The sequence below is a fragment of the Rhizobium sp. AAP116 genome (assembly GCF_001295785.1).
Lineage (GTDB): Bacteria > Pseudomonadota > Alphaproteobacteria > Rhizobiales > Rhizobiaceae > Allorhizobium.
The window spans coordinates 261,823-275,670 of the sequence record NZ_LJIB01000043.1; the positions used below are offsets into that span (position 1 = coordinate 261,823).

A 13,848-nucleotide genomic window follows, 5' to 3' on the forward strand; every position below is an offset into this window, starting at 1 on the left:
GGTCTCTGATCGACCCTGCATCCAAGGGGAGGCCGGTTGTCAGTGATGAGCCGCTTCCTGTCCAACGCGACAAACAGGATCGATGCGAAGGGGCGGGTTTCCGTCCCGGCGGCGTTTCGTGCCGTGCTGGTGCAGCGCGGAATTCAGGAGCTTTATTGTCTCCAGGATTTCGTCTATCCGGCGGTCAACATCGGTGGTCCGGATCTGCTCGAGCGGTACGAGCGGAGGATGGCGGCCGAGGATCCCTTCGCGTTGGAGGCAAACGAGATGTCGCTGCTGCTTCATGGTGGCGGCGTCTTTGCGCGACTCGATGCCGAAGGGCGATTGGCGGTGACGGATTTCATCCGGGATTTCACGGGGATTTCCTCGGAGGTCTGTTTCGTCGGTCGGTCGGATCATTTTCAAGTGTGGCAACCGCAGGCGTTTCACGAGGCGCAGGCGAGAGCCAGAGAGGTGGTCAGGCAGCGAGGCCTGCGCACCTAGAAAGACGGAGAAACGGAATGGCGGCGAACTTTGGCGAAGGTTTTTCCGATGCCGATGGCGGACCAGTTCGCCACATTCCGGTTCTTCTTTCCGAAGTCCTGAAGGCTCTCGAGCCCGAGGCTGGCAAAGTCATCCTTGATGGGACCTTCGGCGCCGGTGGTTACACCTCCGCCATCCTGGTCAAGGGCGCCGACGTCATTGCGCTCGACCGCGACCCGAACGCCATTGCCGGCGGCAAGGCGCTCGTCGAGGCCAGCGGTGAGCGGCTGACCCTTCATCATACGGAATTCTCCAATCTTGCTGAGTTTGCTCCCGACGAGGGTCTCGACGGTGTGGTGCTCGATATCGGCGTCTCCTCCATGCAGATCGACGAGGCCGAGCGCGGCTTCTCGTTCCAGCGCAACGGGCCGCTCGACATGCGCATGGCGGTCTCCGGTGTTTCGGCCGCCGATGTCGTCAATCGTGCCAAGGTGTCTGATCTGATCCGCATCTTCGGCTTCCTCGGCGAAGAGAAGCATGCAGGGCGTATTGCGCGCGCCATCGAAAAGCGCCGCGCGATCGAGCCTTTCCAGACGACGCGTGATCTCGCCAACCTCATCGAGACCGTCAATCCGCGCAAGGCCAAGGACAAGATTCATCCGGCAACGCGCGTCTTCCAGGCGCTGCGCATCTACGTCAATGACGAACTCGGCGAGCTGGCGCAGGCGCTGTTTGCGGCTGAGCGGTCTCTGAAGCCTGGTGGTCGGCTTGTTGTCGTGACCTTCCATTCGCTGGAGGACCGGATCGTCAAGAAGTTCTTCTCCGAGCGGTCCGGCAAGGCGTCAGGTTCGCGCCATCTTCCCATGGTGGAAGCGCGGCCGGCAACCTTCGAGCCGGTCGGCAAGGGCATGGTGGCGGCGAGCGAGGAGGAGGCGGAGATCAATCCCCGCGCCCGTTCCGCGAAGCTGCGCGCCGGCATCCGCACCTCGGCGCCCGCCGAACGGGCCGACATGTCGATCTTCGATCTGCCCGACCTTGCCACTCTCGAAAAGATCGGAGGCTGACAGTGCTGAGAACCTTCGACTTCCTGATGATCGGAGCCATGCTGGCCGCAGCCACGGTGACCTACCAGATCAAGCACAACACGGATAACAAGGCAGCGGAAGTCCGTCGCCTCGAGGCCGAGATCAAGCTGGAGAAGGACACCATCGACCTGCTCAAGGCCGATAGGGCACTGCTCACCCAGCCGAACAGGCTTGAACGCCTGGTTCAGGCCTATGCCGCCGAGTTGCAGCTTGTGCCGACCGAGCCGAGCCAGCTGGCGCGGCCGATGGAGCTTCCCATGCTCAAGGATTTGGTGCCTGTGCCGGAAGGCGAAGAGGGAACCGTGAGTGCGACAGCACCCTCCGATCCCATCAAGGACCTCATCACGACAGGATCGGTGGACCGCTGATGACCTTTCTTTCGCGAATCATGCTGTTGAAGAGCCAGGCGCATTTCTCGACCGATGTGCAGCGTGGCGGTGCCGTCGTGAACGGAGCGACCTTCAAGGGGACCGGCAAGCGCAAGTCGGAAATGGCCAAGACCCGCGTCGGGCTGATGATCGCGACCTTTTGCGTCGCCTATGCCGTGATCGGTGGGCGTCTCGTGCAATACGGTCATGCGCAGCCTGAAACCGTATCCAGCATCCTGCCGGCCGACCGGCTGATGGCCTCGCGCCCCGACATTCTCGATCGCAATGGCGAAGTCCTTGCCACCGATATCCGCACCGTCTCGCTGTTTGCCGAGCCCCACAAGATCGTCGATGCGGACGAGGCGGTCGAACGCCTGTCGACCGTCCTGAAGGACCTTGATGTCCGGGATACGTATCGCAAGCTTTCGTCGAATTCGCGTTTCCAGTGGTTGCGCCGGCAACTGACCCCGAAGCAGCAGAGCCAGATCCTGGCGCTCGGCATTCCCGGCATCGGCTTCCGGCCTGAGAAGCGACGCTTCTATCCGGGCGGCGCGACTGCCTCGCATATCGTCGGCTACGTCAATATCGACAATCGCGGCATGGCCGGGATGGAACGCTATATCGACAATCAGGGCATGGCGGATCTGAGAGCGCTTGGCATGACCAGCGATGCGCCGCTGGAACCGGTCCGGCTGTCGGTGGACATCCGTGTCCAGAACATCTTGCGTGATGCGCTCGTCAACGCTGTTGCAAAATACGAAGCGATCGCCGCCGGAGCCGTGGTTCTCGACGTTCACACCGGTGAAGTGGTCGCCATGTCATCGATTCCCGATTTCGACCCGAATCGGCCTCAGGAAGGGGCCGAAGAAGGCTGGATGAACCGGATGACGAACGGCACCTTCGAGATGGGGTCGACCTTCAAGACGTTCACGACGGCCATGGCGCTCGATTCGGGCAAAGTGACCATGAATGACAGTTTCGATGCCCGTTATCCGATCCGCATCGGCCGGTTCACCATCAAGGATTTCCATGGAAAGCACCGAGTGCTGACCGTGCCTGAGATATTCCAGTATTCTTCGAACATCGGAACGGCCCGCATGGCCGAAGCCGTCGGGACCGCCGGCCATCAGGAATTCCTGACACGCTTGGGTCTCCTTACCAGACTGGAAACCGAACTGCCGGAAGTGAAGGCACCGTCGCAGCCGCGGGAATGGAAGCAGATCAACTCGATCACCATTTCCTTCGGCCACGGCGTCTCGACCACGCCGCTGCAGACTGCGGTTGGAGCCGCGGCGCTGGTCAACGGTGGAAAGCTTCTGCCGCCCACCTTCCTGACCCGCGACCGCGAGCAGGCCGATCAGATTGCCCAGGTCGTGGTGAAGAAACAGACCAGCGATGATATCCGGCATCTGTTCTGGATGAACGGCAAGGCTGGTTCCGGCAAGTTTGCGCTTGTTGATGGCTTCAATGTCGGCGGCAAGACCGGCACGGCCGAGAAAGTCATCAATGGCCGCTATTCCGACGATCAGAATTTCAACTCGTATGTCGGCGCCTTCCCGATGGATGATCCGAAATATCTGGTGCTGAGCTTCATCGACGCGCCGAAGACGGGCGAGGGTGGTGGTCGGACCGCGGGTCTTACCGCCGCACCCATCGTCGGCGAGATCATCCGCAGAAGCGCCGCAATTCTTGGTGTAGAACCCAAATACGGGGAAGACGGCTCAGCGTTGCTCGTCTCTTATTGATCAGATCGACTACAGGCGGGGCGATTCGCGTAACTTGCCCCTCAAGGATGGACTGCAAAATGCTTTTGGGTGCACTGGCTGGCGAGGAGTTTGGGGAACAGGTGGCAGCCAGTGGTGCTGCAGGCGTAGAGGTTCGTGGGCTTTCAGCCGATAGCCGCAAGGTCGAACCGGGCACCGTGTTCTTCGCTCTGTCCGGCTCCAGGGCGGATGGTTCGGCCTATGTAGCTCAGGCGGTCGAAAAGGGTGCCGTGGCTGTTGTTGCATCGCATGCGCTCGACGCCACTGTACCCGTCGTCATCGTCGATAATCCTCGCCGGTTCCTCGCGCTTGCCGCAGCCCGCCTCGTCGGGCGCCAGCCTGAGACGATGGTCGCGGTGACCGGCACGGCGGGAAAGACTTCCGTCGCCTCCTTTACCCGTCAGATCTGGGCCGAGGCCGGCCATGCCGCCGCCCAGATCGGCACCACAGGCGTCATCTCGCCGAAACGCAACGACTACGGCTCGCTGACCACGCCCGATCCGCTCGCACTCCACACGCTTCTCGGCGAACTCGCCGATGAGGGCGTCACGCATGCCGCGATGGAAGCGTCTAGCCACGGCCTCGATCAGAGCCGTCTCGACGGCGTGGTGCTGTCGGCCGCGGGTTTCACCAATCTTGGCCGTGACCACATGGACTACCATCCGACCATGGAAGATTACATGGCGGCGAAGATGCGGCTCTTCGAAACGCTGCTGCCGAAGGGCGCCCCTGCAGTCATCTTCGCTGATGATGCCTGGTCTGACGAGGCGATCCGGGTCGCCAAGGCCTGCGGCCACGATGTGCGCACGGTTGGCCGCAAGGGTGATTTCCTCAGCCTGAAGCGGGTCGAGCATTTTCGCCACAAGCAGGTCGCCGAAGTGCATCATGCGGGCGAAATCTTCGAAGTTCACATTCCGCTTGCCGGCGATTTCCAAATCGCCAACGCGCTGGTTTCAGCCGGTCTTGCCATTTCGACCGGCGTTGCCCCGGCCGTGGCGCTGAAGGCGCTGGAGCATCTCAAGGGGGCCTCCGGCCGTCTCGAACTGGTCGGTCAGACCAAGGCTGGCGCGCTCGCTTATGTCGACTATGCGCACAAGCCGGAAGCGTTGGAAAACGTGCTGACCTCGGTGCGTCCCTTTACGACCGGTCGTGTGATCGTCGTATTCGGCTGCGGCGGAGATCGCGACAAGGGCAAGCGGCCGATCATGGGCGAGATCGCCTCGCGGCTTGCCGACATCGCCATCGTCACCGACGACAATCCGCGCTCGGAAGTGCCCGCGACCATCCGCTCCGAGATCATGGCGGCAACGCCCAGGGGGATCGAGATCGGTGATCGCGCCCAGGCCATTCGCGCCGGTGTGGCTATGCTCTCCACGGGCGATACGCTGATCGTGGCGGGCAAGGGGCATGAGGAAGGACAGACCGTCGGTTCCGAGACGCATCCGTTCTCGGACCACCAGGAAGTCCGCAAAGCCTTGGGGGAGTTCGACCGTTGACATTGCTTTGGACCGCGCGTGAAATGGTTGTCGCCATGGGCGGCCGGCCTTTCGGCAATCTGCCGGAAGGTGTGACCGGCATTTCGATCGACAGTCGGACGATTACGCCTGGCGAAGCATTCTTCGCCATCAAGGGCGACCGCGTCGATGGTCATAACTATGCCAGTATCGCCATCGCCAACGGGGCTGCCCTGCTCGTCGTCAGCGAGGCCAAGCTGCCGGCGCTCGGTCGGCTGACTATCCCGATGATCGTGGTCGAAGACGTTCTCGTCGGCCTGCAGAAGCTCGGCATGGCCGCCCGCGATCGCACGCCTGCGACCGTCATTGCTGTCACCGGCTCCGTCGGCAAGACGACGACCAAGGAGATGCTGCGCGTAACACTTGCGCCATCCGGCAAGGTGCATGCCTCCGTCGCGTCCTTCAATAACCATTGGGGCGTGCCGCTGACGCTCGCCCGCATGCCGATCGACACCCGTTACGGCGTGTTCGAGCTGGGCATGAATCATTCCGGCGAGATCGGGCCGCTGTCTCGCATGGTGCGTCCGGACGTGGCGGTCATCACGACGATCGCGCCGGCACATCTCGGCAATTTCGCCAGCGTTGACGAGATCGCGGACGCCAAGGCCGAGATCTTCGAGGGTGTCGTCAATGGTGGGGATGCGATCCTCAACCGCGACAATCCCTACTACGAACGCCTTGAGCAGGCGGCGCTCGCCCAGGGTGTCGAAAACATCCACAGCTTCGGTCAGCATGCCAAGGCTGAGTTCCGGCTGGCGGAATTCGATGGTGCTGCCGAGCTTTCCACCGTCTGGGTGTCCTTCGGTGGCGAGACGCGTGAAGTGACGATCGGAGCGCCGGGCCGGCATCTCGCAGAAAATGCCATGGCAGTTCTTGCGGCCGTATCGCTGGTTGGTGCGGACATTGATGCCGCAATCGAAGCCCTGGAAAACCTCGCTCCGGTCAAGGGGCGCGGTGAACGCCACAGGCTGCAGATGCCCGATGGCATCCTGACGCTGATCGACGAGAGCTACAATGCCAACCCCGCGTCGATGCGGGCCGCCATTGCCGTGCTTGCCTCTTCCCAGCCGACAGGCGAGGGGCGGCGGATCGCCGTGCTCGGCGACATGTTGGAGATGGGCGAATTCGCGCCCTCCGTTCATGCGGAGCTCGCAGGTCCTCTGCTGGCCGCCGGGATCGAACATGTCTGGCTCGCAGGCCCGGAAATGGTGGCGCTGCGCGACGCCCTGCCGGAAACGGTTCACGTCGTCTATCTCGAAACCACGCAGGAGCTCGCGAATTTCGTCAGCGCCGAGGTCCGCGCGGGCGATGTCGTGATGGTCAAATCTTCTCTCGGCATCGGTTTCGGCAAGATCGTTTCGGCCCTGCTTGACAAGCATCCGGCATTCACCGACACGGAGCGCCACTTTTAATCCGGGCTTTTGGAAAGGGCTCCAATGCTGATCTGGCTTGTGGAACTGGCGGATAACCTTCAGTTTTTCAATCTCTTCCGTTACATCACCTTCCGCACCGGGGCTGCTCTCTTCACCTCGGCGCTGGTGGTTTTCCTGTTCGGCCCGGCCATCATCTCGTCCCTGCGCGTGCGCCAGGGTAAGGGACAGCCTATCCGCGCCGACGGACCACAAACCCATTTCAAGAAGGCGGGAACGCCGACGATGGGCGGGTTGATGATCCTGGCCGGCATCGTGGTGTCGTCACTGCTCTGGGCCGATCTCTCCAACGTCTATGTCGTCGCTACGCTGCTGGTGACGCTCGGCTTTGGCGCAATCGGCTTCTATGACGACTATCTCAAAGTCACGAAGCAGACGGAGAAGGGCTTCTCCGGCAAGGCGCGCCTCGGCATCGAATTCGTGATTGCGGGCATCGCCGTCTACTTCATGATGTCGACGGCGCTGAGTTCCGGGCCTCAAGGCTCAACCTTCGGATCCTCGATCGCCTTTCCCTTCTTCAAGGACTTCCTGATCGATCTCGGGATCTTCTTCGTGCTGTTCGGTGGCTTCGTCATCGTCGGCGCCGGCAATGCGGTCAACCTGACGGACGGTCTCGACGGTCTTGCCATCGTGCCTGTGATGATCGCTGCTGCCTCCTTCGGCGTGATCGCCTATCTCGCCGGCAATGCGGTGTTCTCCAACTATCTGCAGATCAATTTTACGCCGGGCACGGGCGAACTTGCGGTGGTGCTGGGCGCCGTCATTGGTGCAGGGCTCGGTTTCCTGTGGTTCAACGCCCCACCGGCTGCCATTTTCATGGGAGATACGGGTTCGCTTGCCCTTGGTGGCCTGATCGGCTCCGTCGCTGTTGCTACCAAGCATGAGATCGTCATGGCGATCATCGGGGGCCTCTTCGTCATGGAAACGCTTTCGGTGATCATCCAGGTCGGTTACTTCAAGCTGACGGGCAGGCGCGTCTTCCTCATGGCGCCGATCCACCATCATTTCGAAAAGCTCGGCTGGACCGAGAGCCAGGTGGTCATCCGCTTCTGGATTATTGCGGTCGGCTTGGCCATGCTCGGCCTTTCGACGCTGAAGCTGCGGTGAGGCGGCGATGATCGCGGCCAACACCTTCAAGGGCAAGACCGTCGCGCTGTTCGGGCTCGGCGGATCGGGTCTCGCCACGGCGAAGGCTCTTCAGGCCGGTGGCGCAAATGTCATTGCCTGGGACGACAATCCCGACAGCGTTGCGCGGGCTGAAGCCGAAGGCGTATCGACCCGGGACTTGCGCGAGATCGACTGGTCGTCAGTCGCATCCTTCGTGCTCTCGCCCGGCGTGCCGCTCACCCACCCGAAGCCACATTGGACGGTCGGTTTTGCCCGCAATGCCGGCGTGGAGATCATCGGCGATGTCGAGATCTTCGTGCGGGAACGGCGGGCTCAGGCGCCGGATTGCCCGTTCATCGCGATCACCGGCACCAACGGCAAGTCGACGACCACCGCTCTCATCGCCCATATTCTTCAGGCGAGTGGCCGCGACACCCAGCTTGGCGGTAATATCGGCCGTGCGGTTCTGACGCTCGATCCGCCGAAGGATGGCCGCTTCTTCGTCGTTGAATGCTCGTCCTATCAGATCGACCTTGCCCCGACGCTCAACCCGACCGCTGGCATCCTGCTCAACCTGACGCCCGATCATCTCGATCGCCACGGCACGATGCAGCATTATGCCGAGGTGAAAGAGCGTCTTGTCGCCGGGGCGAAGACAGCGATCGTCGGGACCGATGACAGCTATTGCGAGCTGATCGGCGATCGTGTCGAACGTGCCGGGACCAAGGTCATCCGGATCTCGAAGCGGCAGCCACTCGCCGATGGCCTCTATGCCGAAGGCTCGCGCATCATGCGGGCCGAGAACGGAGCATCTGCTCCTCTGGTCGATCTCGATGGGATCCAGACGCTGCGCGGCAGCCACAATGCCCAGAATGCCTGCGCCGCCATCGCGGCCTGCCTGGCAGCAGGCGTCTCGGAAGACGAGATCCGCAAGGGCCTGCAGAGCTTCCCGGGCCTCAAGCATCGCATGCAGCCGGTCGGGCGGCGACGTCACGTAGTTTTCGTCAACGACAGCAAGGCGACCAATGCGGATGCTGCAGCACCCGCCCTTTCCAGCTATGAGCGGATCTACTGGATTGCCGGCGGTCTGCCCAAGGAAGGCGGCATCGCAAGCCTCGCACCACTCTTCCCGCGCATCGTGAAGGCCTATCTGATCGGCGAGGCTGCTTCCGCCTTTGCGGCACAGCTCGGCGACCGCGTGGCCTACGAGATCTCGGACCACCTCGAGCGCGCCTTGGCGCATGCCGCTGATGATGCCGATCGGGATGGCGAAGCTTCGGCCGTGATGCTCTCACCGGCTTGCGCAAGCTTCGACCAGTACAAGAATTTCGAGGTCCGCGGCGATGCCTTCGTTTCGCATGTCGCAGATCTGGACGGAGTGACGATGCTGATCGACCTGCCGACAGGAGGCAAATGAGATGGTAAGCCGCGTAGAGAGAGGACCTGTCGCAGACTGGTTCTGGACGATCGACCGTCTGTTCCTGATCACCTTCGTTCTCCTGATGGGGATCGGGCTGATGCTCTCCTTTGCGGCCTCACCGGCGGTTGCCGAACGTCTCAATCTCGACAGCTTCCACTTCGTCAAGCGTCATGCCTTTTTCATGCTGCCGGCACTCGGGGTGATGATTGGACTGTCCTTCCTGTCGCCACGACAGGTCAGGCGGATGGCCATGCTGATCCTTGCGGCCTCGCTCATCATGATGGTGCTGGTGCTTTTCATCGGTCTCGAGGTCAAGGGCGGCCGCCGCTGGCTGTCTTTGGGCTCCATGTCGATCCAGCCGTCGGAATTCATGAAGCCGGCCTTTGTCGTGATCTGCGCCTGGTTGTTTGCCGAACATGCGCGCCAGCCTGAGATCCCGGGCAATCTCTTTGCCATTCTGCTCTTCGGAATTGCCGCAGCCCTCCTGATCGCCCAGCCTGACCTCGGGCAGACCATCCTGATTGGCAGCGTATGGGGGGCGATGTTCTTCATGGCCGGCATGCCCTGGCTCTGGATCGTCGTGCTCGGCGTACTCGGTGGTGCAGGCTTCTTCGGGGCCTATCTGACGCTGCCGCACGTCGCCGGACGAATAGACCGGTTTCTGACCGGCGAGGGTGATACGTTCCAGGTCGATACCGCCCGCGAAGCGATCATTCGTGGCGACTGGTTTGGCCAGGGGCCGGGCGAGGGTATCGTCAAGCGCATCATTCCCGACAGCCATACCGACTTCATCTTCTCGGTCGCTGCGGAAGAATTCGGCATCGTCTTCTGCATGGCGCTGGTCGCGATCTTCGCCTTTCTTGTTCTGCGCGGCCTCAGCCATGCCTACAAGGAGCGCAACGACTTCAACCGTCTCGCCGTGTCCGGTCTCGTTCTGCTCCTCGGCGTCCAGTCGATGATCAATATCGGCGTCAATCTCGAACTTCTGCCGGCCAAGGGCATGACGCTGCCGCTCATCTCCTATGGCGGATCGTCGATGACGGCGATCTGTGTCACGGCCGGCTTCATCCTGGCGCTGACCCGCCGCCGTCCGGAAAAGCGCGCCCAGGAGCGCAGCCTGTTCCGTTCGGTCGCGGGCGTGCCTGCGGAGTAAAGCGTAATGACCAAGGGTATCGTCTTTCTCGCCGCCGGGGGAACCGGCGGCCATCTCTTTCCGGCCGAAGCGCTGGCGCATGAATTGAAGGCGCGCGGCTATGGCGTGCATCTGGTGACCGACCGGCGTGCCGAACGTTACGCTGGAAGCTTCCCGGCCGATGAGATCCACACCGTTTCGTCTGCGACGATCGGTTCGAAGAACCCGGTCGCCGTGGTCAAGGCGTTTCTCTCGCTGGGGCGCGGTTATCGCGAGGCGCGAGCCCTGGTGTCCCGCCTGAAGCCGAAGGCCGTCATCGGCTTCGGCGGATACCCGACCGTGCCGCCACTTTTCGCGGCCTCCGGTCTCGGCGTTCCGACGGCGGTGCATGAGCAGAATGCCGTGATGGGACGGGCAAACAAGCTGCTTGCCTCGCGAGTGCGGGCGATCGCTGGTGGATTTCTGTCACCTGACGGCGAACACAAGTCCAAGATGGTGCTCACCGGCAATCCGGTAAGGCCGGCCGTCATCGCGGCCGCGGCCCAGCCCTATGTCGCGTCCGCCACTGGCGAAGCCTTCAACCTCGTGGTCTTCGGTGGAAGCCAGGGCGCGCAGTTCTTCTCCGACGCCATTCCGGGCGCCATCCGGCTTCTCCCCGATGCGCTGCGTCAGCGTCTCGTGGTCACCCAGCAGGCCCGACCCGAAGACCGGCAGAAGGTGATCGACAGCTATTCGACGCTTGGCATTCGCGCAGAGGTCGCGCCGTTCTTTACCGACATGGCTGAGCGGCTGGCAACGGCCCATCTCGTGATCTGCCGCTCTGGCGCGTCTACGGTCTCCGAACTCGCGGTGATCGGTCGCCCGAGCGTGCTTGTTCCCTATCCGCATGCACTCGACCATGACCAGGCCGCGAATGCCGCAGCACTCGCGGCGCAGGGCGGCGCGCAGGTGATCGCCCAGTCGGCGCTTTCTGCCGAGCGCATTGCTGACCTTCTGACGACAGCGATGGAGGGCCCGGAGCGGCTCGCAACCATGGCGGCCGCCGCGAAAAGCACGGGCAAGCCCGACGCTGCCGGCTTGCTCGCAGACCTCGTAGAGGCTATTGCCGCCGGCAAGGGCATTGCCCAGTCGAAGGGAGCCACACAATGAAAATGCCGAAAACCATCGGCCTCGTCCATTTCATCGGGATCGGCGGCATCGGGATGAGCGGGATTGCCGAGGTGCTGCACAATCTCGGTCACAAGGTGCAAGGGTCGGACCAGGCCGAGAGTGCCAACGTCCAGCGGCTGCGCGCCAAGGGCATCGAAGTTTTCGTCGGTCACACGGCCGAGAACCTCGGTGATGCCGAAGTCGTCGTCGTCTCGACCGCGATCAAGAAGAACAATCCGGAACTGATTGCCGCTCGCGAGAAGCTGTTGCCGATTGTCCGCCGTGCCGAAATGCTCGCCGAGCTCATGCGCTTCCGCAACGCGATCGCGATCGGTGGCACGCATGGCAAGACGACGACGACCTCGATGGTTGCTGCACTCTTGGAAGCAGGCAATCTCGACCCGACCGTTATCAATGGCGGCATCATCAATGCCTATGGCACCAATGCCCGCATGGGTGAGGGTGAGTGGATGGTGGTCGAGGCTGATGAGTCCGATGGTACCTTCCTGAAGCTTCCGGCCGATGTCGCTGTTGTCACCAATATCGACCCTGAACATCTCGACCATTACGGCACCTTTGACAATGCGCGGGCGGCTTTCCGCCAGTTTGTCGAGAACGTCCCGTTCTATGGCTTCGGGGTGATGTGCCTCGATCATCCGGAAGTTCAGGCGCTGGTGAGCAAGATCGAGGACCGCAAGGTCATAACTTATGGCGAGAACCCGCAGGCCGATGTGCGCTTCTCGAATGTGCGCCTCGACGGCATCCGTTCGATCTTCGATGTGGAGATCCGCCGTCGTCGTACCGGCCGGGTTTTCAATTTCAAGGATCTGGTGCTGCCAATGCCGGGCCGGCACAATATCTCCAATGCCTGCGCCGCAATTGCTGTCGCGAACCGGCTCGACATTTCGGAAGAGAGTATCCGCAAGGGACTTGCCGGCTTCGGCGGCGTCAAGCGGCGCTTCACGCTGACGGGCGTATCGAATGGCGTGCAGGTGTTCGACGATTACGGCCACCACCCGGTGGAGATCAAGGCGGTGCTCAGAGCGGCCCGCGAAGCCTGCCAGGGGCGGATCATTGCGGTGCATCAGCCGCATCGCTATTCGCGCCTTGCCAGCCTCTTCGATGATTTCGCCAACTGCTTCAACGATGCCGACACGATCTTCCTCTCGCCGGTCTATGCGGCCGGTGAGGATCCGATTGAGGGTATCGATTCAGAAACGCTGGTATCGCGCATCAAGTCAGGCGGTCATCGCGACGCGCGTTACTTGGCCGCGCCGGATCAGCTCGCCTCTCTCGTTGCAGGCATTGCACAACCGGGTGATTTCGTGGTCCTGTTGGGGGCCGGCAACATTACCCAGTGGGCTGCTGCCTTGCCGACGGAACTAGATGCAATTGCGGGAAAGTCTTGAATGAAACAGGTGGATGGGGAAAAGCTTCTGGCGTCGCTCGGCCCGGGGGTCAACGATCTCAAGGGGCGGTTGACGCCTGATGCGCCAATGGACCGGGTGACCTGGTTCCAGGCCGGCGGGCTGGCGGAGCTGATGTTCCAGCCGCATGACGTCGAGGACCTCACCAGTTTCCTGAAGCTTTTGCCGGAAGAGGTGCCGCTGACCGTAATCGGCGTCGGATCGAACCTTCTGGTGCGCGATGGTGGCATTCCCGGTGTTGTTGTTCGCCTGTCTGCCAAGGGTTTTGGACAGGTGGAGCTGGCCGGCGAGAACCGCATCCGTGCCGGAGCGATCTGCCCGGACAAGCACATCGCCGCCATGGCGATGGACAACAATATCGGCGGTTTCCACTTCTACTACGGCATTCCCGGTTCGATCGGTGGCGCCATCCGCATGAATGCGGGTGCCAATGGCGGTGACACGGCCGGCCGGTTGATCGAGGTCGAGGCCGTCGATCGCAAGGGCAATGTGCATGTCCTGTCGAATGCCGACATGGGCTACAGCTATCGCCATTCGGCCGCGTCCGAAGGCCTGATCTTTACCAGCGCGCTCTTCGAAGGCTATCCGGAAGAGAAGGCGAAGATCCGCGCAGACATGGATGCGGTTCGTCACCATCGCGAGACGGTACAGCCGGTCAAGGAAAAGACCGGTGGCTCGACGTTCAAGAACCCCGAGGGCCATTCGGCCTGGGAGTTGATCGACGAGGCAGGCTGCCGCGGTCTGATGATCGGCGGGGCGCAGATGTCGTCGCTGCACTGCAATTTCATGATCAATGTCGGCCATGCGACGGGTTACGATCTCGAATATCTCGGCGAGACCGTTCGCCAGCGGGTTTTCGAGACCGCAGGCATCAAGCTTGAATGGGAAATCAAACGCCTCGGCATTTTCATGCCCGGTCGCGAAGTGAAGCCGTTCATGGGCGTCGCCGAGGCCTAAGCCTTCGACCTCTTTCCTACGAAGTTTTAACGTC

12 protein-coding genes are annotated in these 13,848 nt (G+C 62.0%); all 12 read left to right on the forward strand.

Going from position 1 to position 13,848, the window contains the following annotated elements; genetic code table 11:
* The first annotated feature begins 45 nt into the window (after nt 1-45).
* The 12 genes from mraZ to murB are packed head-to-tail and all read left to right on the forward strand — an operon-like array spanning nt 46 to nt 13,814.
* Nucleotides 46-483: a division/cell wall cluster transcriptional repressor MraZ gene (mraZ, locus tag IP85_RS21350; protein WP_054151669.1), complete on the forward strand. Its 438-nt coding sequence runs from the start codon at nt 46-48 to the stop codon at nt 481-483.
* A 17-nt stretch (nt 484-500) separates the two neighbouring features.
* A complete protein-coding gene (gene rsmH / locus IP85_RS21355) occupies nt 501-1,526 on the forward strand; it encodes a 16S rRNA (cytosine(1402)-N(4))-methyltransferase RsmH (RefSeq protein ID WP_054151670.1) in 1,026 nt (341 codons plus the stop codon).
* Nucleotides 1,527-1,528: 2 nt separating this feature from the next.
* Nucleotides 1,529-1,915 (forward strand): hypothetical protein, encoded by a 387-nt coding sequence (locus IP85_RS21360; protein ID WP_054151671.1) that lies wholly within the window; start codon nt 1,529-1,531, stop codon nt 1,913-1,915.
* Nucleotides 1,915-3,660 (forward strand): penicillin-binding protein 2, encoded by a 1,746-nt coding sequence (locus IP85_RS21365; RefSeq protein WP_054151672.1) that lies wholly within the window; start codon nt 1,915-1,917, stop codon nt 3,658-3,660. The genes IP85_RS21360 and IP85_RS21365 overlap by 1 nt, the downstream gene beginning before the upstream one ends.
* A 59-nt stretch (nt 3,661-3,719) precedes the next feature.
* Nucleotides 3,720-5,174 (forward strand): UDP-N-acetylmuramoyl-L-alanyl-D-glutamate--2,6-diaminopimelate ligase, encoded by a 1,455-nt coding sequence (locus IP85_RS21370; protein ID WP_054151673.1) that lies wholly within the window; start codon nt 3,720-3,722, stop codon nt 5,172-5,174.
* Complete coding sequence (locus IP85_RS21375) at nt 5,171-6,604, forward strand: UDP-N-acetylmuramoylalanyl-D-glutamyl-2,6-diaminopimelate--D-alanyl-D-alanine ligase (protein ID WP_054151674.1); 1,434 nt, start codon at nt 5,171-5,173, stop codon at nt 6,602-6,604. Before IP85_RS21370 ends, IP85_RS21375 begins: the two co-directional genes overlap by 4 nt.
* Nucleotides 6,605-6,628: 24 nt before the next feature.
* Nucleotides 6,629-7,729 (forward strand): phospho-N-acetylmuramoyl-pentapeptide-transferase, encoded by a 1,101-nt coding sequence (gene mraY, locus IP85_RS21380; protein ID WP_006725936.1) that lies wholly within the window; start codon nt 6,629-6,631, stop codon nt 7,727-7,729.
* Between the two features lie 7 nt (nt 7,730-7,736).
* Complete coding sequence (murD, locus tag IP85_RS21385) at nt 7,737-9,146, forward strand: UDP-N-acetylmuramoyl-L-alanine--D-glutamate ligase (RefSeq protein ID WP_054151675.1); 1,410 nt, start codon at nt 7,737-7,739, stop codon at nt 9,144-9,146.
* A 1-nt stretch (nt 9,147) separates the two neighbouring features.
* On the forward strand, nt 9,148-10,302 hold the full coding sequence (ftsW, locus tag IP85_RS21390; RefSeq protein WP_054151676.1) for a putative lipid II flippase FtsW: 1,155 nt from the start codon (nt 9,148-9,150) through the stop codon (nt 10,300-10,302).
* Nucleotides 10,303-10,308: 6 nt separating this feature from the next.
* Nucleotides 10,309-11,430, forward strand: a complete 1,122-nt coding sequence (murG, locus tag IP85_RS21395; RefSeq protein WP_054151677.1) for an undecaprenyldiphospho-muramoylpentapeptide beta-N-acetylglucosaminyltransferase — start codon at nt 10,309-10,311, stop codon at nt 11,428-11,430.
* Nucleotides 11,427-12,839 carry a UDP-N-acetylmuramate--L-alanine ligase gene (gene murC, locus IP85_RS21400; protein WP_054151678.1) on the forward strand — a complete coding sequence of 471 codons (1,413 nt, stop codon included), beginning with the start codon at nt 11,427-11,429 and terminating at the stop codon, nt 12,837-12,839. Before murG ends, murC begins: the two co-directional genes overlap by 4 nt.
* Nucleotides 12,840-13,814 (forward strand): UDP-N-acetylmuramate dehydrogenase, encoded by a 975-nt coding sequence (gene murB / locus IP85_RS21405; RefSeq protein ID WP_054151679.1) that lies wholly within the window; start codon nt 12,840-12,842, stop codon nt 13,812-13,814.
* The last annotated feature ends 34 nt before the right edge of the window (nt 13,815-13,848 follow it).